General features: G+C 32.3%; 21 protein-coding genes and 1 tRNA gene. 15 read left to right on the top strand and 7 right to left on the bottom strand.

Annotated elements, in window-relative coordinates:
• Positions 1-24: 24 nt before the first annotated feature.
• Both OEM44_06600 and OEM44_06595 read right to left on the bottom strand, forming a co-directional pair.
• Positions 25-2,142, bottom strand: coding sequence for an acetate--CoA ligase family protein (locus OEM44_06600; GenBank protein ID MDH3516466.1), 2,118 nt, complete (start codon positions 2,140-2,142; stop codon positions 25-27).
• A gap of 42 nt (positions 2,143-2,184) precedes the next feature.
• Positions 2,185-2,868 (bottom strand): type 1 glutamine amidotransferase, encoded by a 684-nt coding sequence (locus tag OEM44_06595; protein MDH3516465.1) that lies wholly within the window; start codon positions 2,866-2,868, stop codon positions 2,185-2,187.
• A 49-nt stretch (positions 2,869-2,917) separates the two neighbouring features.
• Here OEM44_06595 and OEM44_06590 point away from each other — a divergent pair, with 49 nt between their 5' ends.
• A complete protein-coding gene (locus OEM44_06590; protein ID MDH3516464.1) occupies positions 2,918-3,295 on the top strand; it encodes a topoisomerase in 378 nt (125 codons plus the stop codon).
• A gap of 2 nt (positions 3,296-3,297) precedes the next feature.
• Here OEM44_06590 and OEM44_06585 read toward each other — a convergent pair whose 3' ends face one another.
• Both OEM44_06585 and OEM44_06580 read right to left on the bottom strand, forming a co-directional pair.
• Entirely contained in the window at positions 3,298-4,572 is a 1,275-nt protein-coding gene (locus tag OEM44_06585) for a Glu/Leu/Phe/Val dehydrogenase (protein ID MDH3516463.1), read from the bottom strand.
• A gap of 68 nt (positions 4,573-4,640) precedes the next feature.
• A complete protein-coding gene (locus OEM44_06580) occupies positions 4,641-5,024 on the bottom strand; it encodes a winged helix-turn-helix domain-containing protein (protein MDH3516462.1) in 384 nt (127 codons plus the stop codon).
• Positions 5,025-5,135: 111 nt separating this feature from the next.
• Here OEM44_06580 and OEM44_06575 point away from each other — a divergent pair, with 111 nt between their 5' ends.
• The 3 genes from OEM44_06575 to OEM44_06565 are packed head-to-tail and all read left to right on the top strand — an operon-like array spanning position 5,136 to position 7,746.
• Complete coding sequence (locus tag OEM44_06575; GenBank protein MDH3516461.1) at positions 5,136-5,858, top strand: archaeal proteasome endopeptidase complex subunit alpha; 723 nt, start codon at positions 5,136-5,138, stop codon at positions 5,856-5,858.
• 47 nt (positions 5,859-5,905) lie between these two features.
• Entirely contained in the window at positions 5,906-6,595 is a 690-nt protein-coding gene (locus tag OEM44_06570) for a class I SAM-dependent methyltransferase (GenBank protein ID MDH3516460.1), read from the top strand.
• Positions 6,592-7,746, top strand: a complete 1,155-nt coding sequence (locus OEM44_06565) for an MFS transporter (GenBank protein ID MDH3516459.1) — start codon at positions 6,592-6,594, stop codon at positions 7,744-7,746. The genes OEM44_06570 and OEM44_06565 overlap by 4 nt, the downstream gene beginning before the upstream one ends.
• On the opposite strand, the gene OEM44_06560 is transcribed toward OEM44_06565, so the two are convergent.
• Positions 7,743-8,057 (bottom strand): P-II family nitrogen regulator, encoded by a 315-nt coding sequence (locus OEM44_06560; GenBank protein ID MDH3516458.1) that lies wholly within the window; start codon positions 8,055-8,057, stop codon positions 7,743-7,745. The genes OEM44_06565 and OEM44_06560 overlap by 4 nt on opposite strands.
• Positions 8,058-8,184: 127 nt before the next feature.
• Here OEM44_06560 and OEM44_06555 point away from each other — a divergent pair, with 127 nt between their 5' ends.
• On the top strand, positions 8,185-8,529 hold the full coding sequence (locus tag OEM44_06555; GenBank protein MDH3516457.1) for a twin-arginine translocase TatA/TatE family subunit: 345 nt from the start codon (positions 8,185-8,187) through the stop codon (positions 8,527-8,529).
• 1 nt (position 8,530) lies between these two features.
• On the opposite strand, the gene OEM44_06550 is transcribed toward OEM44_06555, so the two are convergent.
• Positions 8,531-9,307 carry a site-specific DNA-methyltransferase gene (locus OEM44_06550; protein MDH3516456.1) on the bottom strand — a complete coding sequence of 259 codons (777 nt, stop codon included), beginning with the start codon at positions 9,305-9,307 and terminating at the stop codon, positions 8,531-8,533.
• Between the two features lie 93 nt (positions 9,308-9,400).
• On the opposite strand from OEM44_06550, the gene OEM44_06545 reads away from it, so the two are divergent.
• From OEM44_06545 to OEM44_06510, 8 genes are all read left to right on the top strand, one after another.
• Positions 9,401-11,911 carry a DEAD/DEAH box helicase gene (locus OEM44_06545; GenBank protein MDH3516455.1) on the top strand — a complete coding sequence of 837 codons (2,511 nt, stop codon included), beginning with the start codon at positions 9,401-9,403 and terminating at the stop codon, positions 11,909-11,911.
• Between the two features lie 42 nt (positions 11,912-11,953).
• A complete protein-coding gene (locus OEM44_06540; protein MDH3516454.1) occupies positions 11,954-12,784 on the top strand; it encodes an SDR family oxidoreductase in 831 nt (276 codons plus the stop codon).
• 77 nt (positions 12,785-12,861) lie between these two features.
• A complete protein-coding gene (locus OEM44_06535) occupies positions 12,862-14,523 on the top strand; it encodes a DNA topoisomerase I (GenBank protein MDH3516453.1) in 1,662 nt (553 codons plus the stop codon).
• A 43-nt stretch (positions 14,524-14,566) separates the two neighbouring features.
• Positions 14,567-14,681: transfer RNA gene (locus OEM44_06530), tRNA-Met, on the top strand.
• Between the two features lie 2,227 nt (positions 14,682-16,908).
• Positions 16,909-17,139: a hypothetical protein gene (locus tag OEM44_06525; GenBank protein MDH3516452.1), complete on the top strand. Its 231-nt coding sequence runs from the start codon at positions 16,909-16,911 to the stop codon at positions 17,137-17,139.
• A 129-nt stretch (positions 17,140-17,268) separates the two neighbouring features.
• Positions 17,269-17,805, top strand: a complete 537-nt coding sequence (locus tag OEM44_06520) for a hypothetical protein (GenBank protein MDH3516451.1) — start codon at positions 17,269-17,271, stop codon at positions 17,803-17,805.
• Positions 17,806-18,059: 254 nt separating this feature from the next.
• Positions 18,060-18,692: an HYR domain-containing protein gene (locus tag OEM44_06515; protein ID MDH3516450.1), complete on the top strand. Its 633-nt coding sequence runs from the start codon at positions 18,060-18,062 to the stop codon at positions 18,690-18,692.
• 80 nt (positions 18,693-18,772) lie between these two features.
• Positions 18,773-19,165 carry a hypothetical protein gene (locus OEM44_06510; protein MDH3516449.1) on the top strand — a complete coding sequence of 131 codons (393 nt, stop codon included), beginning with the start codon at positions 18,773-18,775 and terminating at the stop codon, positions 19,163-19,165.
• A 689-nt stretch (positions 19,166-19,854) separates the two neighbouring features.
• Here OEM44_06510 and OEM44_06505 read toward each other — a convergent pair.
• Entirely contained in the window at positions 19,855-20,052 is a 198-nt protein-coding gene (locus OEM44_06505) for a hypothetical protein (protein MDH3516448.1), read from the bottom strand.
• Between the two features lie 184 nt (positions 20,053-20,236).
• On the opposite strand from OEM44_06505, the gene OEM44_06500 reads away from it, so the two are divergent.
• Positions 20,237-21,106, top strand: a complete 870-nt coding sequence (locus OEM44_06500; protein ID MDH3516447.1) for an IS5 family transposase — start codon at positions 20,237-20,239, stop codon at positions 21,104-21,106.
• 81 nt (positions 21,107-21,187) lie between these two features.
• The gene (locus OEM44_06495; protein ID MDH3516446.1) at positions 21,188-21,874 is read left to right on the top strand and encodes a hypothetical protein; all 687 of its coding nucleotides are present in this window, start codon (positions 21,188-21,190) and stop codon (positions 21,872-21,874) included.
• The last annotated feature ends 13 nt before the right edge of the window (positions 21,875-21,887 follow it).

Raw genomic sequence — 21,887 nt, 5'->3', positions numbered from 1 at the left:
AGTATTGATAAACTTAAATGTTATCTATTTTCCGCGTACTTTGCCCCATTGAGATAATGCAGCTGCAGCTGCAACCCAAGTCCTGAGATCATGATAAACTGGAACATGGTGATTCTCAATTAATTTTGTCATTTTTTCAGTGTATGGACCACCATTACCGCCAGCTAAAATTGGCTTTACTTTTTTCTTTGAGAGTTCAGCTAGATAATCAACAATTGTTTCTTCAAGCGGATCATCTTGAAAGACAAACCATGGCATAGCAATGTCAATATTTTTTTCATCTAAAAATTGTTCAATGACAAATCTATAGTCATCTGCAGTTGCACCGCCACCTACATCTGCCGGATTTCCGTTATGAATAGGAACAGTGGGTGGGAAACGATCCTTTATTTTTTTGAGAATTGCTGGTGACAACTTTCCTATTGTAAGACCTAATCTTTCTAATTGATCAATTCCACCAATCATTGGACCAGCACCATTGCTAGTCATAGCAACACGATTACCCTTTGCAGGAGGTTGCCATGCTAATGCCTTTAAAACTCCAACCAGTTCTTGATAACTGTCAACTGAAATGATTCCCGCTTGTTTAAATGCACCCATAATTATTGCATTTGAACCTCCAAGTGAGCCTGTATGTGATGCAGCTTGTTTTGCACCTGCAGCAGTTCGTCCACTCTTCCAAATTACGACGGGTTTCTTTGTCTCATTCATTACGCGTTTAGCAGTATTGATGAATTTTCTACCATCACCAAATCCTTCAACATATAATCCAATTACTTTTGTTTGAGGATCATTTGCAGCATACCATATCATATCTGCTTCATCAACATCAGAACGGTTACCAAAACTAATCATCTTGGATAAACCAAACACGTCAGCACTTTCTAACATACTAATTCCCATAGTTCCACTTTGTGAGAAAAATGCAACATTTCCTAATTTTGAACGTATCATTCTCTCTTGTCCTTGAAATGCACAATCAAGACGATTTGCAGCATTAAACATTCCGATACAATTTGGACCAATTACACGAATTTTGTGTTTTAATGATAATTCTTTTACTTCAGATTCCATTGCGGCTCTGTCACCACCAAGCTCTTTGCCGCCACCAGAAACTATTACAACATTATGAATTTCTTTTTCTGCACAAGTTTTCATAATTGGTCCACATGCTGCAAGATCAACACAAACAACAACCAGATCAACCTTTTCTGTTATTGCATCTAGTGATGGATAGCATTTGATCCCAAGAATTGACTCTTGTTTGGGATTAATTGGATATACTTTACCTTTATAATCTTGTTTGCCAAGTGCATTCAATACAGAATTACCAATCTTTCCAGGCGTTGCAGATGCACCAACTAATGCAACTGATTCAGGAGTAAAGAATAACTCCATTGATGTAATATTTGGTTTGGCTTTTGAGATGGAATTCTTTTTGAGTTCATTATTTAGAATAATTTTTGCATCCACTACAAAATGTGATTTTGGATAAACAACTACAGGGTTAAAGTCAATACTGTTAATATAATCGGCATTTTCTACACCTAATTTTCCAATGTCTACTAACATTTTTGCAGTCATGGTAAGATCAATTGAGTCACTTCCTCTGAATCCCTTGAGTAATGCTGCACCCTTGAGTTCGTTAAGCATAGATTTTGCATCAGAAGTAGTTATTGGTAACATTCTAAATGCAACATCTTTCATCACTTCAGTCATAATTCCACCTAGTCCAACCATAATTACTGGACCAAACTGTGGGTCGTTTTGAATACCAACAATTAATTCAACACCTTTTGGAACCATCTTTTCAAGAAGAATTCCTTTAACATCAACTCCTTTCTTTTTGGATAGTCTACCATACATATCCTTGAATGTTTTTTTTACATCATTGACATTATCTAATCCAACTTTAACACCGCCAACATCTGTTTTGTGTAAGATTTGAGGTGAGACTACTTTCATAACAAGAGGGAAACCAATTTTCTTGGCTTCTTTTGCAGCCTCTTCAGCAGAAGTCACAAGTGCAAAAGGTGGAACTTTAACACCATACGTCTTGAGAATAGATTTAGATAATTCTTCGGTGATGACTTTGTGATCGGTTTGAATAATTTCTTCAAAAATTTTCTTTACTGCAGCCATCACTCAATCCATGGAATTAAAATTAACTATATTAAACTTTGGTCAAAGGTTGAAAGAGGATTTGAAATTATTGTAAAAACTATTCATATTTGATTTCACAGTTGAAATATTTTCAATTATATCAAAACGGATTTTTTGTGGATCTATATCAGGGATTTTTTTCAATTTTTCTTCAGTATTGTCAAGCCATAGATTTACCATCGCTTCATTTATTTCCAAATGGAATTGCAACCCTATTGCGCTTTTGTATTGAAATGCTTGATTTGGATAATGATCAGATGAGGCCAATCTGATGGCCCCTTGAGGCAAATCAAATGTATCAGCATGCCAATGAAATACTGTGAATGGATTTTTGAAGCCAGAAAAAAAATTAGAATTATTAACAATTTTCAAATCGTTGTAAAACCCAATCTCTTTTTTTGGTCCTCGGTATACTTTTCCACCAAAAGTTTTAGCAATTAACTGAGAACCTAAACAGATTCCAAGAACAGGAATATTTTTTTCGACATAATTTTTGATTAGATGCTGTTCTGCTTGAAGATAATGTAAGTCATCATTTGCACTTTCAGGTCCACCTAAAATTATAACCAAAGAAAATTGTGAGTCTGGAAATGGCTCATGTTTTGCATTGACTGAAATGATTTCAAAACCGTCGCTTTTAAGAAGATCACCTAGATATCCAGAACCTTCTATTTGAGTATTTTGAACAAGTAAGACATCAGACATTATGTTCCATTAACAAAAGTGCTTAATATCTTAAAAGGGATTAAAGCGTATGTTAGTTTCCGAACAAGAAATATTAGAATTAAAAGACTTTATTTTTGAATTAAACTCTATGAATAAAAGTGCGGTAGTAGTTGAAGGAAAGAGAGACTCAAATGCATTAAGAAAACTGGGATATCAAGGAAAAATTTTAGAATTTTATAGATTTGGTAGAATTATGAATTTTGTAGACTCGGCTGCAGGTTATCATAGACTGATTATTCTTTTTGATAGAGATAGAAAAGGTAGAATATTAACTGGAAAAACAATTCAGTTGCTGCAAAGGAGAACCAAAGTGGATCTTTCTTTCAAAAGAAAACTTCGAGTTATAACAAAAGGAAAAATAATGTTTATAGAGCAACTAGTAAGCTATGAATCTTTTCTGGCATAAGCTTATGGCCAGATGCCTTTTTGATTAAAGGCCTCTAGGACTCGCTCTACTGCCAAGACCATAGTCGCCTTTCTCATGTCAATCTTGTGTTTCTTTGAGAGAGCATAGGCATCTTTGAATCCTTTAGTAATATTTGCCTCCATCTTGTTAGCAACTTCATCAAATGTCCAATAGTAACCCATGTTATTTTGCACCCATTCAAGGTATGAAATACAAACACCACCAGAGTTTGCCAAAATATCTGGAATTACTAAAATTTTCTTTTGTTCTATTATTGGATCTGCTTCGGGTAACGTTGGACCATTTGCAGCTTCTGCAAGAATTTTACATTGGAGATTCTTGGCAATATTTGCAGTGATTTGATTCTCCAAAGCACCAGGAACTAAAACATCGCATTTAGCAGTAAGTAATTCTTCAGTTGAAACTTTTTTACTGCCAGGAAATCCAACAACAGAACCAGTTTTTTCTTTATACTCCATGAGTTTACTAACTTGAAATCCCTTTTCAAACAAAATAGAACCTTTAGAATCACTTGCACCAATTATTTTAGCTCCCATCTTTTCCAAATAGATACCTGCAAAGGTAGATGCATTTCCAAATCCTTGTAAAATAACTTTGGCAGTTTTAAGATTAATTTTTAGTGTATTTGCAGCTTCTCGTATACAATATGCTGCTCCCAATCCAGTTGCAACATTTCTTGCAAGTGAACCACCCATTGAAATTGGTTTTCCTGTAATTACACCTGGTGTTGAAATGTTACCATTTAATTTCCCAAAAGTATCCATGATTTGTGTCATCTCCTTTCCTGTTGTGTAAACATCAGGTGCTGGAATATCTTTTCCTGGACCAATAATTTCAGAAATTTTAAATGCAAATCCTCTAGTGAGTTTCTCTAGTTCAGTTTCACTGAGTTTTTCAGTTTTCGGATTGACATAGATTCCACCCTTACCGCCACCAAGAGGGATGTCAACAATTGCACATTTCCAAGTCATCCATGAAGAAAGTGCCATGACTTCGCGTTCCATGTATTCAACCCCGCCTTCAGGATTAAAGTAACGAATACCACCTTTGTATGGTCCTCGGTCATTGTTATGTTGACTTCTAAATCCTGTGAAAATTCTAATTTTACCATCATCCATTTTTACTGGAATCTTTACTCTCAAAACTTTATTTGGCATTGCCAAATATTCACGAATTCCTTTGTCTTTGATGCCAATTATATCACACGCATCATTAACTTGCTTAGTAGCATTTGCAAAAGGATCGTTTTTGATCAAGATATGTTTTCAAACGGTACATATTATATTAACTTTAATTGAACATATTAGATCGTTGGAAATGAGAATCACAAATAGATTTTTTCGTGATTAATTTTTTTATCAAGTTTATCTATTGCCTCATCCAAAGTAGAGATGTTAAGTTCAAGAAAATTAGATAGATAGAAAAGAGCACCATATTTTTCACCAATTTTTGAGACCATGTTGTTTTTTTCTAGAACTTTCATATGATGTTGAATTGCCTTATAATCAAGATCAAGTACAGTAGCTAGTTGATGCGTGTTGTATGGTTTTTCAAACAAATTGATAATAATGCGTAAACGTGTAAAGCCACCACGCGTACTTGTAAACAAATAAAGCAATAATTTTCTAGTCTGTTTATCAGGTTTTCTGTACTCTGAGACTTTTCTTGATCGGATAATTTCTTTGAATTCTAATAGTTGATTAACCATATTTCTTAAAAATAATAGTACAAATTTTGCTTAAAACCCTATTTCCAGATCTTTTCCACATTCAGGAGAGATAATTACCCTTAAATTGACTTAGAATGAACTCGTTTTGATATGATGGCATCACGTGGTTATGATATGACGCCTACTATGTATTCTCCAGATGGTAGAATCTACCAAGTAGAGTATGCAATAGAGACCGTAAAGAGAGGTGCTTTGGCTATTGGGGTTTTAAGTAAGGAGGGAGTAATCATGGCAGTAGAAGAGAAGCCCAGAATACTACAAACCGCCAATATCACACAAAAAATTTTCCAAGTTGATTATCATATAGGAGTTGCAGCTGCAGGATACATTCCAGATGCACGTGTTCAAGTGGATAATGCAAGATTCTTTTCACAAGGTAACAGAATGACTTATGATGAATCTGTAGAAGTTGCAGCAGTTGCAAAGTACTTGGCAGACCAAGCACACCAATTCACACAATATGGAGGAGTGCGTCCAAATGGAGTCTCCATGATTATTGCAGGGATTGATCAAAAGGGAGAATCAATCTATGTGACTGATCCTAGTGGAACTTATGTACAATTTGCAGCAGTTGCAATCGGTGCAGGCTCTGATGAGGTCAATGAATTTTTGGAAAAACATTACAATGTCAATATGAGTTTAGATGATGCTGCATCGTTGGCAATAGCAGCAATTAACCTCAAAGCAGAAGTAAAAGAAGGAATCAATCACATAAAGATGGCAAAAATTACATCTAAAGAAAAAGTTTTTGAAAAAGTTTTAGAGTCTGATTTACAAAAATATTCTCAAAACGCATCAAAGTTTGCACAATAGAAGTTTTAGATTTGAAACATAATCAATCTATACAGAGTCGATAAATTATGGGTTTAGGTAGTTATTGGGGTGAAGTAATGGATGTACTTCGAGAAATCATCCCAATCTACGATAAAGTAAATTCAATTATTTCACTTGGCAAAGATAAGGAACATAGAATTCGCGGAATTTCACAAAGAGTTGTTCCTGGAAACAAAATTCTAGACGCAGGTTCTGGTTTTGGTAATATGTCAAAAACAGCATTAAGATTAACAGAAGATAAGATTTCAATTACACTTTATGATCCACTTGTACCGATGTTAAAAAATACAGCCACACATTTTGAGAAAATTCCAGATATGATAAATGGGGTTTTTGAACATATTCCATTTAGAGAAAAGGAATTTGATGCAGTTTTGTGTGGATATTCTTTAAGGGATGCAATAAATTTGAGAATAGCAATTTCTGAGATCCACAGAGTTTTGAAAAAAGAAGGAAGATTTGTAATTGTAGATTTAGGAAAACCAGATGAGAAATTTTTTAGAGCAGGAGTTTCATTTTATCTTAGATGCATTCTGCCAATCCTTGCATTTGCAGCAGGGGGAAGATTGGGATTAAAGTTTGGAACATTGTATGGAACATACAAAAGATGGCCTCAAAACAAAAAACTTGAAGAATTACTGCTAGAAAAATTCTCAAGAGTCGAGTTCGAGAAAGATCTTATGGGTGGGGCAATAATAGTTGCAGCATACAAATGAACAAAGTTCTGATATTAGTAAACATCACAGGTTTAATCATAGGTATTTCATATGGGCTGCATGGGCCAATTCTACCAGTATTTGCAAAGAATGTTATTGGTGCAACATACTCTGATCTTGGATTAATTGGATTATCTAACTTCATTCCTTACATGTTCATTCCATTATTTGTAGGAATTCTTCTGGACAGAGTTAATAACGGATATCTGCTTTCATTAGGAGCAGCTCTGAATTCTGCATCAATCTATCTTATATCAATTGCACAATCAGTACCAGAAATTATGGGATTCAGAATTATGACAGGAGTGGCTCATGCATTTTTCTGGCCTCCATGTGAATCCATAATATCTAATGAGAGTTCTGAAAAAAATAGGGTCAAAAATATCTCTTGGTTTACAATGTTTTTTGTTATAGGGTTCATGGTAGGGCCATTACTAGGAACAGTTTTTCTAGAAGGACTTGACATTACTTACAGGATTTTATTTCAGATCGCTGCATTTGTTCTGGCTGCTGCAATAATTACATCACTTTTAGCTTCGAGAAAAAGCGTCAAAAACCATCATGAACGATTTTCATTTTCATCAATTAAAGAGATGAAAAGATTTCCAGAAGTCATAATATTACTTGTATTTTGTACATCATCTTTTGGAATAATTCTGACAATTTATCCGGCATTCCTAAATGACAATGGAATGAATGCTACAGATATTTTGCTTTTGTACTTTGCTTTTGGAGTATCACGAGTAATATCACTAGCATTAACAGGTAAACTGGCTAGAAAAACTAGTCATACTTTGATTGCTGCAACTGTTGCAATATCAGTAGGATTAGCCATCTCCATTATTGCAGATTCAATCATTGTTTTTGGGATAGCCTTGGTTCTAATGGGGTTTGGATTTAGTATATTCTTTCCATTAACTCTAGAAATTATTTTAACTAAAACCAGAAAGGAGATTTCTGGAAAAATTATCGGTGCATATGAAACAGTTTTTGGAATGGGTTGGGTCATAGGACCAACTATAGGTGGCCCCATCACACAGTTATTTGGAAATGAAGTATTGTATTTGTTATTTTGTACAATAGGAATTGGAGTAGCTATATTTGCAATAATTTCTAGAAAGAAACTAGAGCCACAAAGAATCTTGAACTAGATATTCATTGTTCCACGTTTTTTGGTGCATATATCAAGTGCATCAACAACATTTGTAACAAAGATTTTGCCATCACCTTTAGTTCCAGTGCAAGCAACATTTGCAATCGCATCTATAATTTCATCTACTTTGGGATCATCAACTACACAAATGATCATGTCTCTGCTAAAATATTCTCCTACTAGAGGTGGATCTTGTGCACCTTGACCTTGAACTTTATGAATGGTTACACCACCAACACCTATTTTTTTGATTGCAGTAACTACTGCATCCTTAGTTTTGGATTGAACTATCGCTTCAATTTTTTTCATAAAAATTAATAGTTTTAAATTTATTTAAAGCAACAAGTACTTCTCATGTTTGATTTTTGATGGCATACTTGAATTTAGGCACAATCACAGACATTAGGTTTAATTTTAAATTAAGATAGACGGGATCATGCTTGATTATTCACTCAATATTGGCGGAAGTGAATGGATGATCATTATTTTTGTGGCATTAGTTTTGATTCTAGGTACAGGAAAGCTTCCAGGTGCAGCAAAGAAAATTGGTCAAGCAGTTAATGAATACAACAAAGCAAAGAATGAGATCCAAAACCATATGAAAGAAATTACAGATGAGTCATCTAAAATTTCAGGACCAGTCGAAACAGAGAGAGAAAAGTTAGAAATGATAGCAAAATCAATAGGGGTTAAAACAGAAGACAGAACTGATGATGAGTTAAGAGAGAGCATATCAAAAAAAATAGGTCAGAAGAAAGCAGAGGAATCAGAAAAAAAATAGGCTATTTTGATTTTTTTATTCGATAAGTGTCTGTGTCAAGTCGTTTTTTAGCAAATTTGTAATAATCAGGAACAATTTCAAACCCCAGAAATTTTCTATCAAAAGATTTACTCACTACTGCAACTTGCCCAGAACCTATGAATGGATCTAGTACAAGATCTTTTTTTTCACTTGAATATTTCAATAATTTTTCAATTAATTCAGATGGAAGTTTGGTTGGTGTTTTTTCATCCCCCGTCCAATATTCTCTTTTGATATCCCAGACATCTTCCTTGTCTCGGTAATGGAGACTTCTACCATCTTTAGTTTTTTCATCTTTTTTGAACCTAGAAAATGGAAAGAATTTTCGTTTCTTATCATCTTTACAAACATAAATACAGTGATAGTGAGAAGTAACAAATTTTCTTTTAGTAACCACTCCAAACTGGTATTTCCAAATAATGTGATTAACAGTTACAAATCCAACATCATCAAGTGCTTGCAAGATATCTTTAAGATTATTCCACCCAGAGAAAACATACATACTTCCAGAATCTTTTAGAATTCTGAAAGATTCGCTCATCCAGGCAAATGTGAAATCATAATAGTCCTCTGATTTGATTTCATTATATCCTGGCATTACCCTTGATGCAGTTCTATTATAATTTGCTTTTTTTGCCTTGAAATTAATGGCAAATGGTGGATCAGTAATAACTAGATCAATTATATTTTTAGGAATCTGACTCATTCCTTCAATACAGTTTTGATTGTAAATGTTGTTGATTTTGATTTTTTTCATTTTTAATTCAAGACTATTTCCTAGCTTAATAATGTCATGGATTAACAGTTAAGATTAAACAATAAATCACCAAGTATCTCTCATCAAGTAATCTTGAAACTCTCATGCCCTAAATGCAAATCAAGAATAGATATTCAAAGAACATTCAATAAAAAAATGCATGTCTCTTGCAGTAAATGTGGAATTGAAGATATTTTAGAATTTTCAAAAAATGTTGATGAAGTGTTCCTTGAATTTCTCTCAAGATATGATCAAGGACTAATTAATGAAAAAGGACTATCAGACGGTCTAAAAGACGAAGGGGTAATCAGAAGAGAAAACGAAATCATAGAAATGATTGGAAATAACAACCCAGACAAAATTACTAAAGAGATTCTATTTTCAAAGAAAGACTATATTGCACAATACAAGATTTTAAAGAATCCTGACCCTAAAATGGGCTGTAAAGTTAAAGATTTGGGGTTAGATGAATCAATTTCTGAACATCTTGAGGAATTAGAGATTGGACAGTTTTACAAATTTCAAGAAGAATCAATTCAAGAGATCATGTTTGGTGAAAATGTTGTCATTGAAGCCCCTACCGCATCTGGAAAAACAGAAGCATTTTTGATTCCAGTGATTCAAAGAATAAAAAAAGAAGCAAGCGAAGGAAATGTGTTTGCAATTTTTATATATCCCACAAAGGCATTATCACGAGATCAATATCCAAAAATACAAAAGTTTGCTGTAAAAAGTGGAATTAGTGTTAGAGTCTTCGACGGGGACACAAAACAAGGAGAGCGAAGTGAGGTAATTGAAAAACCCCCTCACATCATAATAACAAATTTTGATATATTGCATTATCACATGTGGCATCAAACGAAATTCTCATCACTATTATCATCTATAAGAATGGTCATAGTAGATGAAGCTCATGTATATTCAGGTATTTTTGGATCAAATGTACACTATATCATTAAAAGATTAAAGAGGATATGTAAAAACAGATTACAGTTTATTGCAGCATCAGCAACTTTAGAGAATGCAAAAGAATTCTGTCAGGAATTATTTAGTGAAAGGATGCAAAAAATTCAGGGTTCAGGAAAAAAAGGTCAGACAGACTTTGTAATGCTATTTCCATCACTTAGAACTCAGAGAAAGTTGATGGTAGAACTAACAAAGAAAATGACTGAGAAAAACCATAAAACAATGATTTTTAACAACTCACATCTTAACTCTGAATTATTAGCAATTCAAGCAAAAAAGCAAAAAATCAACATTAAGGTTCACAGAGCAGGATTAATGGCAAACTACAGAACTTTTGTAGAAAAACAGTTCAAAGATGACAAGTTATTAGCAATTTCATGCACCCCCACACTAGAATTAGGCATAGATGTAGGAAATCTGGATTGTGTTATTTCATCTACAATTCCAGTTAATAGACTGATTCAAAGAATAGGTAGAGCAGCAAGAAAAGGACAAAGAGGATATGCGTTTTTGACATTAGGAAATGATCCTATTTCTCAATATTACAAAAATCATCCTGACGATTATTTTGAGGATATAGAAAAAACATACATTGATCCAAAAAACCCATTTGTAGAAGAATTTCAGGTGTTATCTATGGCATGTGATAAACCAATTTCCAAACATGAGTTAAAGGAACATCAAGAAGTAATAGAACATCATATCATCAAAGAAAATCTTATTGTTTTCAACAATCGAATAATTCCAAATATGAATAAAATTAATTCGATCTTAAATGAATACAGCATAAGAGGTATTGGTAAGTCAATTGATATTTTCTTATCAAATGCAAAGGTAGGAGACAGAATACTACCAATTGCATTAGAGGAATTACACAAAGATGCAATCTATTTTTTGGCAGGTGTCCGATATAGAGTTAAAGAGTTTGATTATCCAAAGAAAAACTATGCTAAATTAGAAAGAATTCCTAGAGATTATCCATATTACACAAAATCTTTAACAGAAGAATGGCCAACAATTAAAACTGTTTTTGAAAAACGAAATGCAAGAGGTATTGAACTTGCTTTTTGCAAACTACACATACAAAAGAAAGTTTACGGTTATGTCAACATTGAGTTAGGACAGGAGATTACTCAAGGGGAAAAAGTGATGCTTGACACCCCATTAGTATATGATTTTGTTACAAAGGGAATTGTTTTTCATGCACCAAAACCTATCAAAATAATTGAGAGTTCTGAGGATGAAGATTATACTGAAGCAAGTGGATATCATGCAACAGAACATGTAGTAATTGAAGGCAGTAATATGATCACAGGAGGCGTCTCTCAAGACTTGGGAGGCATATCACTAGGTACATCAGGCTTGATTTTCATATATGATGGTGCAATAGGAGGAAGTGGTGCAAGTAAAGCACTCTATGAGAGGTTTGAAAAATCTCTTGAGAGGAGTATGTACATTGTCAAAGAGTGTCCATGCCAAAACGAAGCTGGATGTCCTCGATGTACGTTTTCATACAGATGTGGAAACAACAATGAATATCTACACAAGTATTCAGCATTAGAAATTCTAGAGAGAATCAATAATGGTGAGAAAACAGAATTAATTGATCCAACTGAGGGAGATAAACCTCTAGTATGATAAATCAAAATGGGATAAATATAACAAAAATACAGAGTAATTATGAATAAGGTTGCACTAGTTACAGGTAGTTCATCAGGGATAGGATTAGAAACTGCATTGGCTCTTGCAAGAGAGGGGTATGAAACATTTGCAAGTATGAGAGACATTAAAAGAGCAGGGGAATTAGAATATGCAGCAAAAAAAGAAAATATCAAAATCAACATAATCGAATTAGATGTAGACAAAGAAGAATCAATAATTTCAGCTATAAAAAACATAGTGACTGATAAAAAAAGAATAGACGTTTTAGTGAATAATGCAGGATATGGACAATTTGGATGTGTTGAAGATGTACCTATAAAAGAATTTAGAAAACAATTTGAAACTAATTTTTTCAGTATCGTTAGAATTATTCAAGAAATTACACCAATTATGAGAAATCAAAAATCAGGGATCATAGTAAATATTAGCTCAGTTGTAGGGAGATTTGGATTACCAGGATCTTCAGCATATATCAGTACAAAGTTTGCATTAGAAGGGTTAAGTGAATGTCTCAGATATGAATTGGGTCAGTTTGGAATTAAGACCACCTTAATTGAACCAGGTGTTATTAAGACAAATTTTTTTAATTCATTGAAAATTCCAGAATCAAAGACAGATCCTAAATACAAAGAATTAACAGATAACATTCTAGCAGGTCTAAAAATGATGGTAGAGATGGGAACGCCTCCAGTAGAAGTAGCCAAAGTAATTTTAAGAGTAATTCATGATGATGAAATTTTACCTCGATATATTATAGGAACTGATGCAGCTATGTTTATGGAGGCAAAAAAGATGAAAACAGACCTAGAATTTGAAAAATACATGAGCAAGGAACTGTTTACTAGATAACATTACACTTGTACGTTAAATTGATATACACATAGAATAGAGTTTTTGTCAAAGTCCGCAATTTTAATGTGAAAAAAATGAAATGGAAAACACTACAACACAATGGAATCTTATTTCCTCCAGCATATGAGGCTCGAGGAATCAAGATAAAGATCAGAGACGTAAGTATAGATCTTGATCTAAATCAAGAAGAAATGGTGTATCAGTGGGCAAAAAAGAAAGACACTCCATATGTACAAGACAAGGTTTTTCAGAAAAATTTTACGGGAGATTTTGCAAAAACGTTAGATCCTAAATTTAAAAAAATTTCATACGAAGACATTGATTTTTCAAATGCATACAAAATAATTGACAAAGAAAAAGATCTTAAGGAAATGATGACAAAAGAGGAAAAGAAAGATCTAGCTGCAAAAAGAAAAGAAGTACAAGCTAAATTAAAATCAAAATATGGAGTTGCAATTATGGATGGATGCAAAGTTGAAGTTGGAAATTATATGGCCGAACCTCCAGGAATATTCATTGGACGTGGCGAACATCCACTTAGAGGAAAATGGAAACCACGTATTACTGCAAAGGATGTTACATTAAACCTTGGAAAAGAAGCAAAAGTTCCAGAAGGTAATTGGGGCAAGATCATTCATGACAAAGATTCAATGTGGTTAGCCAGTTGGATGGATCTCCTTACACAAAAGAGAAAGTATGTTTGGCTTGCAGACACTGCTGGATTAAAACAAGAGAGAGACAAGGAAAAATATGAAAAAGCAGTAAAGTTAGCAAAAGAAATTAACAAAATAAAAGACGGAATCGTAAAAGATATGAAAAGCAGTGATCCAAAGATTAGCAGGATTGCAACGGCATGTTATTTGATTTATAGAACTGCTATGAGAGTAGGGGACGAAAAGGATCCAGACGAAGCAGACACTGTAGGTGCAACAACACTCAGAAAAGAACATATCAAAATCACATCAAATGCAATTGAGTTTGATTTTCTAGGCAAAGACAGTGTAAGATGGCAAGAAAAAGTAATAGCTGAAGGCCATGATAAACAATTCCAAGAGAACCTAAAGAAATTAGTTGAAAACAAGAAACCAAAAGACGAAATTTTTGACGGTATTACTTCAAGACATGTCAATGCGTATTATTCTAGTATTGTCAAAGGATTAACGGCCAAAGTATTCAGAACATATCTTGCAACTACAGTAGTTAAAGAATATCTTGTAAAACATGACAAGATCAAAAATAAGACCGCAAGCGAGAAATTATATCATGCAAAATTGGCAAACCTCGAAGCTGCTATGATGTGTAACCACAAGAGAACCATTCCAAAAACATTTGAGCAGGCATTGGAAAAGAAAAGAAATACTCTTAAAAAAATAGAGAAAGAAGAATCATGGAAAAAAACCCAAGAAACTCTGAAAAAGGCTGAAGCAATTCAAGCAAAGACCGATACTCAAAATAAGGCCAAAGCAAAAAAAATTAAAACATTAACTGACAAGATCAAAAAGCAAAAGCAAAAGCACAAGGAACGAGTTGAAAAATTAGAATTACAAATTGATCTATCAGAAAAAACTAAGGATTATAACATTGGAACATCATTAAGAAATTACATAGATCCTCGTGTTTTTAAGGCATGGACAGATGAAGTTGGTGCTGATTGGGAAAAATTGTACACATCTGCATTACAAAAGAAATTCCTTTGGGTCAAAAATGAAAGTGTGAATTGGAGTGATTTGAAATAAAATTAGAATCATTTAATTTCTCAAATTTTTATGTATTAACTATGCCGGGGTAGCTCAGCCTGGTTAGAGTGCCAGTTCAAGTGGTAAACTCTAACGGTTCTCCAACTAAGGCAATACTCATAATCTGGAGGTCGCGAGTTCGAAACTCGCCCCCGGCATACATAATTTAGTTTGAAGTACACTTCTCATTTCAGAGGCAAGAAAGTTTACTTGATTAATCATTAGTAAATGAATTTTTTATGCATCATTCTAGCATCATTAGTAAATTCTATCAATTCAAAATTATCAATATTGGCAGATATCTAATTTTAAAACATGATACGAAGATTAGAATTACACGTAAAGAAAAAATGACTTTAGATATAACTTTTTTATGAATCAAAAAAATAAAATTATTTTATTAATTGAAAAATTTCTTCAATGACGATGTTATGTTCAACTGTTGATTACATTCCAACTACAAATATTGTATAATTTTTTAGAGGAAGGTAATTCTTTTGACAGTTTCATATTTAGTAAGAGAATATTTGCTGGAGCCTAAAAATTGATATTAATAGTTCACGTGTTTTTTAACGCAATAAAGTATTGTGAATGGATTTTGTTTGCTCATCAGGATGCAAAAGGAGATTTCACTACATCACGCATTCCACCTGCAAATAATTTATCATTATTGTGATAAACAGAGACAGATCTTATCTGCAACTCTAATTCTAAAATTTGTGAATATAATTATGATACTTCATAGTTTGTTTTTATGGGAAATTTGCCCTACCTATACGCCATTTTTCTAACCGTTTCCAATCTTCATCATCAATAGATTTATCTGATGATTTATTTTCTTGTTCTTTTCTTTTCATTAATTAATAATACAAATCTAAAACAAAAATTAGACGGAATAAAATCTAAAAAAATATTTATTTTTCCTTAATTTTTAAAACAGAAAATGAATATTTGTTTAACTCATTTTAAAAACAGCACTAATGCAGCAAGGGCAGCTATTATCCCTACAAAAATCAGAGTGTTTCTAATACCATGATATCCTATTATTAACTCACTCATAATCACATATCATTACAATTGAATTTAAACCACAGTTAGTTTATTCTTTAAATTTGTTCAGTAAAAATATAAAAAACAAAAATAAGTTAAGTGACAAATTTTTGTTATTACAATTTATAAAATTTATTCATCAACAGTTCAATGAAAAATAACCAGACCACCAACCTAAAAATTATCAAATCATATGATCAATTAAAACAAAAAAACCACAAAAAGAAAAAAATACCAAGTTAGGTCAGAAACATAGCAATGTATAGAATAAAGGGATTTGATACCCATCCGGCCTTGTCATAATTTATTCTAAAACAAATGATGTCATGTATCTAGTTAATTTTCTTTAATTAATATTCAGCTTATAAAATATCGATCATTTAGATGAAAATATTGTTATCAAACTAGAATTGAATATAGACTTGCAATAATTCATATTTTAATTTATTCTAATCTCTGAATTTTGTGGAGAATTTATCTCTAAGAGAGATCAAAATTATACAAGAATCATGACATTTAGATTCCATTGTTTCATCACATTCTGTACAACCTCTCAAAAACACCTTTTTACAAACTATGCAAGTTGAAATTGGTATTAATGCCCCATTACAGCTTACACAAGCAAAAAAAACATGCTTTGAAAGTTCATTTCCATCAATAGAATTAACAAAGTCTATTTTGGAATCGCATGTGTAGGTAGGAGAGAGTAATTCCTTCAAGGAGTGAATGATAACAGAACTATGTTCTTCCAAATTACTCAACAACAATACTGAAATTTAGTATTTCATAATATCTTCTGGTTTGTGGCATGCCTATTTTACTATACAGCAACACTGATTTCAATATGGTTTTGTAATGATCGTAGTAGAATAATATTCTCTGATGATATGACAAGTGATATACAATCCATCACGATAAAATTTTCTTAGGATTAGTATTAGTATCAGGGCATAACGAGATAGAACTGCTAAAAAACACAACATGTATGATTGAGTGTAAATTGACATATCTACAGATAAGAGTTAGTCTCCAAATACAACATATCTCACTCAAATTCAATAATTTTGGATGCAGGGTATGCCTAAAATAGAAGGGTTTTTTTATTTTTCAAGATAAACTGATTTGGTTATAAGGTAATAGTTATCTCTCATTACGGGTTTGTCACAGATTAGAAGAAGTATTTTAAAGCAAAAGTTATAATCATTATCCAACAAAAGCAAACCATATTTTTTAAGCAGTTAGAAATGATTGTCACAGAATGTGTCTAAAATACTTTTCAAAGGCATACCACAAACGTTACGCTATTAACAAATAATTTTTTCACATTACAAGGATATGCAATTATTATTAAACAAAAGTGCAAGTCACTCTAAGGCAACAGAAAATCTGGTTAAAGGATTACCAGTAAAAGAAAGAGAAACTCCTTTACAAACTCAACCAATAACATCTAAAAAAATACAACTAATCAAACATGTTTTAGATAGTACTAGATTAGATCTGGAAATAGGGATGTATTGGGCATTAAGCAAGTATCAACAAACCATACACAAAAAGTATCAACATTAAACGAATGTAAAAAATAATATGTTTACGGCTATCATAAATATTTAGAATCATTCATTCATCATAGCATACCACATATCAATATCTTTAGTTAAATAGTATTTTTTTTTGCTGGTTTTTGGATATGATGGTTTGAAGCAACAAGGAGTGATTTTAGCAATATTATTAATTTCATCACTACTAGCACCAAATCTTTTTTCTGAAACATACGGAGATAAACTAAGTATAACTAAAATAATATGCAAAGCACATATTTCTAACTACATCAAGCTTGGTGAGTTATCGTATAAAGAAAGATACAAACACAATAGGGTTGTTGATAACTGTATTAAATTATTCAAAGATAAAACATCTGAACTTTACATAAATACTTCAAAATCAATTATTAGTGAAAATAAAAATACAACATTTAAAATAATATCCGATAAATCGATTGGGAAAAAATATCATTTGGTAAAATATCAAGTATGTAACAATGAAAAACAGTCACAGAAAACAATACTTTTCCAATCCATTTCCGAGAAATCCCTAATACATCTTCCCAAACCTCTTATGTCAAATCTATGCACCATGTTTTGGACTAAAATTGTATCGGAAAATGTAGATTCTGCGACAGTTTCGTGGGCTACAAATGATTTAAAACCACTGAAAATTAGAAAGATATTCTAGAAATCTACTCATAAAAGACATGCCACAACTCAATGAGTATCTTTAATATTTAATTACACATAATACGTACAGTGCGACATAAGCATAGCATGTCATAGTGATCCCCTCGAATCCAGACGGCATGGCTTTATGACGCACAAACTTTCTAATAATCATACATTATGTGAATTATAATTCTATGTATAAAATATCAAAAAATCAGGGTATTGTTACTGACGACTTTGACGCAATGTTTAATCCTTTGAATGGATTTAATGAAAATGGAAAAATCAGGCTTGGAAAATACAAAACTTGGATTGTTTTTAGCTGGAGTTTTATTGATAGCACTATTTTCTGTAACTGCATCAGGTGATGACCAAAAAAATCTATCTATAATTATGGATTATGAGCCTCCAAAACTTTTTACTCCCAAAAATATCTACATCGTATCCAAAGAACCTGTTCAAGTCGAGTTCAAAGTGAATGCAATAGATAATACCAATGGAAAAGTTCACGTTCAATGTGATAAAATCTCAGGTAGTATTTTCAAACTAGGGAAGACAACTGTTAGATGTGAAACAGAAGATTCTACGGGCAATAAAAGTAGGTCATCTTTTGTTGTAACTGTTGGATATAATATAGTCCAAATACCTTCATGGGTAAAACAGCCAACTAAATTCTGGATTGAAAACTCGATAGATGATAAAACATATGCAAAAACAATGAGTTTCCTAATCAAAGAACAACTAGTCGATATTCCTTTTGCAAAAAACCCAAATAATTCTGAATCTGAAATTCCAGTATGGATTAAGATCAATGCTAAAGCGTGGATCGATAATAAAATTAATGATGATGAATACTCTATTATATTACAATGGCTAATTAACCGAAACATTATTCAATTTTAAAAATAATGCTACTTGCTCAATTCCAAGAAGACACATATCTTTCCTTAATCCTTAAGTAGTATTTCCACATAATATGATGGATGGATTTTGAGAATCTTTTAAAAAGAATAATGGATTCAGATGTTAACATTAGACACAGTGTAATCACAGATATTGAAGGAAATATACTCACTACAAGTCATCGTGATGGAATAACAAATTATCTATCTCCTGAAGAGACTACAGATTCTCTAAAAAGAGCTGCAACTGCGTGGAAAGGAAGAAAAGCACTTAGTCCAAAAATAGGAAGAGGGTTGTATGCAGTGGCAGCATTTGAGAAAATTACTCGAATCACTTTCCCATTAGGGGACAACAATCTAATCTTTGTAAGCATGGGTTCAGACACTACAAGAATGGATTTTCATGAAGGGGGTCAAAAACAAATTGTACAAAATGTGTTGAATATATTAAGCCGTGATCCAACAAAAGCATAATGCAAACAACACAGTTCTAAATAGAATTAGATGTTCAATTATTGTCAGTGCATTTTTTATCAAAGTATTACAATCAGTTTAGGGTTTAGTAATAAGATAAACCAATACCACATCTTTTAAGATGATAGCAGTTCTTTTTAGTTTTTCATATTCATCTATTGCATACTTTTATTTTCCAATAAATCATAATACTTGTCACAAAGGTTCTATGCATACATGTAATTATGATGATTGTGAATTTATCTTGTTTAATGGAGTTACAGGAAGATAAATTTTTTTAATAAAAAATAATTTTCAAAAAATATTTTAACAAATTATCTATATACACTTTAAAGGAATTTTTATTACTTCATTAACCTTTTTCTTCCATATGCAATACTATTTCAAATTCTTTTCCTAACATATTGAATTTTATGTGCTTTTATTTCTCATCCATCTGGAGAATCTAATTAATTTTATTTCTTCTACAACAGTAATAATCTTATCATTAGTTTCAAATATTGTTTCAACAGTTTTTTTTAATTCTGAATGCATACTCTCACAAAACATTGTAGATTTGTTATTACTGCCTCAAGAAATTTTATGTTAAAATTTCTAAAACATATCCTTTTTTCCAACCTGATTTTTCAATACATTCATAGATCGTATATTTTAATTTCATTATTAAGAGATTGGTAAAAAAAATTAAGTTAATCCATTGTTCGTAACTGTCTTTCAGTATCTCTGATAAAATCCTCATATTTCATAATCTGAGTAGTTATACGAAATGCAATCATTTGATCTTCATTTTTTTTAGAACCTAATAGAGGCTTTCTTTGCTCCATCAATCTCTGTTGCAATTCTGTCACTGTAAGAATATCGTTTTTAAGATCTTCTCTTGTAGCCACATAATACATATGCAGATTTCAGATTTAAGATTTTTTAATTAAACTAAAATTTCTCTAACAACAATAATGATTATTTAAAAATGGCCTTGTAGAAACCATCAAATTTTGACTGTATTGTAGATCAGATGACATCATCTAGATCCATTTGACATGATTCATTTCTCATCTCATGAAACATTCCAGAATGATTCGTATTCTGCTTGATATAATTAGAAAGGCCAGAATACAACCATACCTACACAAATATTCCAACCACATGTACACGGTATGGCAGCACCTAGTCTTGCTTGTTCTGCGTCAATATGAGAACAAGAGTTACTGTAGGTTCCTAGATTTTCTACATGAATGTACTGGTATACAACGATACCTTGGACTGTCTAGATTACCTCACTACACAACACTGCAGAAAGCATCAGAAAGACTAGAATCTACAATACTGCACAAAATACTCTCAGAATTTGTACTATACATCAAGGTCAGACTGATACTAGTCGGAATTGACGCAACAGGATTTGGTTATAACCAGTCATCATACTATTACACCAAACGTGCCAGATTGAGAAGAAAGTTTGTCAAGATGTCAATTGCAGCAGACATGAAATACCAGGTAGTGTGTTGTATAAAGATACGACACCGTCAGAGACACGACAGTGTTGATTTTGTATCATTGCTGGAGAAGACAAATCAAATCATTCCTGTCAATACTGTTCTTGCAGACAAGGGATATGATTCTGAAAAGAACCATGTTGCAGCAGAGAAACTGGGAATTGTCAGCATCATTCCACCAATATATGCAGGTGTTCCAGTGTACAAGACTAAAGGACATCATAGAAAGATGCTCAAAAGATATGGATATGATAGAACAACATACCATCAGAGAAACAAGTGTGAAACAATATTCTCAGTAATTAAGAGAATGTTTGGTGACTGTGTCACATCAAGAAAGATAGTGACACAAAACAGGGAACTGACATACAGAATAATTGCATACAATTATCACAGAATCATACAGAATAACTTGTTGGTTGTGGTATGGTTTCTACACGGCCTTTAAAAATCAATTGGATAATATAGAAAAATTTCAAAAGTTAGAAGAACGTTAAATCATTTAATGTATGAATATCATTAAAAAGCAATGCAAAAAGATAGGTTGTCTGAATGGTTTGTACCAAAATTTGGTTCTAGGAATTTTCGATTATCCATAGGAATTTTGTTTCTACCTTACACGGGAATGGTGATATCGTTTACGATATGGGGTTCTCTTTCAGTAGATTTTGGTGTTGATAGGTTAGTAGCAGTTTGTTTACTATATTTTTTTGGAATAGGTATATCAGCACATTGTCTTGATGCATTAGGTAGCAAGAGAAAACCATGGGGAGACATATCACCATCAAAGCTTTGGCTTGCCTCAATAATTTCTTTAATCATATCTTTTTCTATTGGATTATACTATGTATTTTTAGATTCTTGGTTACTATTTCCAATAGGAATTATCGAAATATTTTTTCTTTTGTCATATAATCTAGAATTATTTCACAAAAAATTTCACAACAATGTGTCATTTGTTATATCGTGGGGTATTTTACCCGTTTTTGCAGGAGCTGTGATTCAATCAAATTCAATATCGGTTGAAACTATAATATTTTCTGCAATTGCAGGACTTGTAAGTTACATTTTCATAATCACATCTAGAAAATATAAAGAATTAAAATATCAAAATGTAAATTACAAACTATATTACAAAAAAGAAATAATTCTTAAGATAACAAGTGTTGTGGTAATATTTAGCACGGTTTGTTTTTTTATCCTAAGATATCTTTAATTTATTTAATCTA

Source organism: Nitrosopumilus sp., assembly GCA_029862745.1.
In the GTDB taxonomy this organism is placed as follows: Archaea; Thermoproteota; Nitrososphaeria; order Nitrososphaerales; family Nitrosopumilaceae; genus Nitrosopumilus.
Note: the sequence above shows the minus strand (reverse complement) of the source record. Positions and strands in the feature narration are given on the sequence as shown.

Excerpts from the sequence above, each read along its gene's own strand:
- OEM44_06600 (MDH3516466.1), bottom strand. The coding sequence starts at position 2,142 with ATGGCTGCAGTAAAGAAAATTTTTGAAGAAATTATTCAAACCGATCAC.
- OEM44_06595 (MDH3516465.1), bottom strand. The coding sequence starts at position 2,868 with ATGTCTGATGTCTTACTTGTTCAAAATACTCAAATAGAAGGTTCTGGA.
- OEM44_06590 (MDH3516464.1), top strand. The coding sequence starts at position 2,918 with ATGTTAGTTTCCGAACAAGAAATATTAGAATTAAAAGACTTTATTTTT.
- OEM44_06580 (MDH3516462.1), bottom strand. The coding sequence starts at position 5,024 with ATGGTTAATCAACTATTAGAATTCAAAGAAATTATCCGATCAAGAAAA.
- OEM44_06575 (MDH3516461.1), top strand. The coding sequence starts at position 5,136 with ATGATGGCATCACGTGGTTATGATATGACGCCTACTATGTATTCTCCA.
- OEM44_06570 (MDH3516460.1), top strand. The coding sequence starts at position 5,906 with ATGGGTTTAGGTAGTTATTGGGGTGAAGTAATGGATGTACTTCGAGAA.
- OEM44_06565 (MDH3516459.1), top strand. The coding sequence starts at position 6,592 with ATGAACAAAGTTCTGATATTAGTAAACATCACAGGTTTAATCATAGGT.
- OEM44_06560 (MDH3516458.1), bottom strand. The coding sequence starts at position 8,057 with ATGAAAAAAATTGAAGCGATAGTTCAATCCAAAACTAAGGATGCAGTA.
- OEM44_06555 (MDH3516457.1), top strand. The coding sequence starts at position 8,185 with ATGCTTGATTATTCACTCAATATTGGCGGAAGTGAATGGATGATCATT.
- OEM44_06550 (MDH3516456.1), bottom strand. The coding sequence starts at position 9,307 with ATGAAAAAAATCAAAATCAACAACATTTACAATCAAAACTGTATTGAA.
- OEM44_06540 (MDH3516454.1), top strand. The coding sequence starts at position 11,954 with ATGAATAAGGTTGCACTAGTTACAGGTAGTTCATCAGGGATAGGATTA.
- OEM44_06535 (MDH3516453.1), top strand. The coding sequence starts at position 12,862 with ATGAAATGGAAAACACTACAACACAATGGAATCTTATTTCCTCCAGCA.
- OEM44_06525 (MDH3516452.1), top strand. The coding sequence starts at position 16,909 with ATGCAATTATTATTAAACAAAAGTGCAAGTCACTCTAAGGCAACAGAA.
- OEM44_06515 (MDH3516450.1), top strand. The coding sequence starts at position 18,060 with ATGAAAATGGAAAAATCAGGCTTGGAAAATACAAAACTTGGATTGTTT.
- OEM44_06510 (MDH3516449.1), top strand. The coding sequence starts at position 18,773 with ATGGATTTTGAGAATCTTTTAAAAAGAATAATGGATTCAGATGTTAAC.
- OEM44_06500 (MDH3516447.1), top strand. The coding sequence starts at position 20,237 with ATGATTCGTATTCTGCTTGATATAATTAGAAAGGCCAGAATACAACCA.
- OEM44_06495 (MDH3516446.1), top strand. The coding sequence starts at position 21,188 with ATGCAAAAAGATAGGTTGTCTGAATGGTTTGTACCAAAATTTGGTTCT.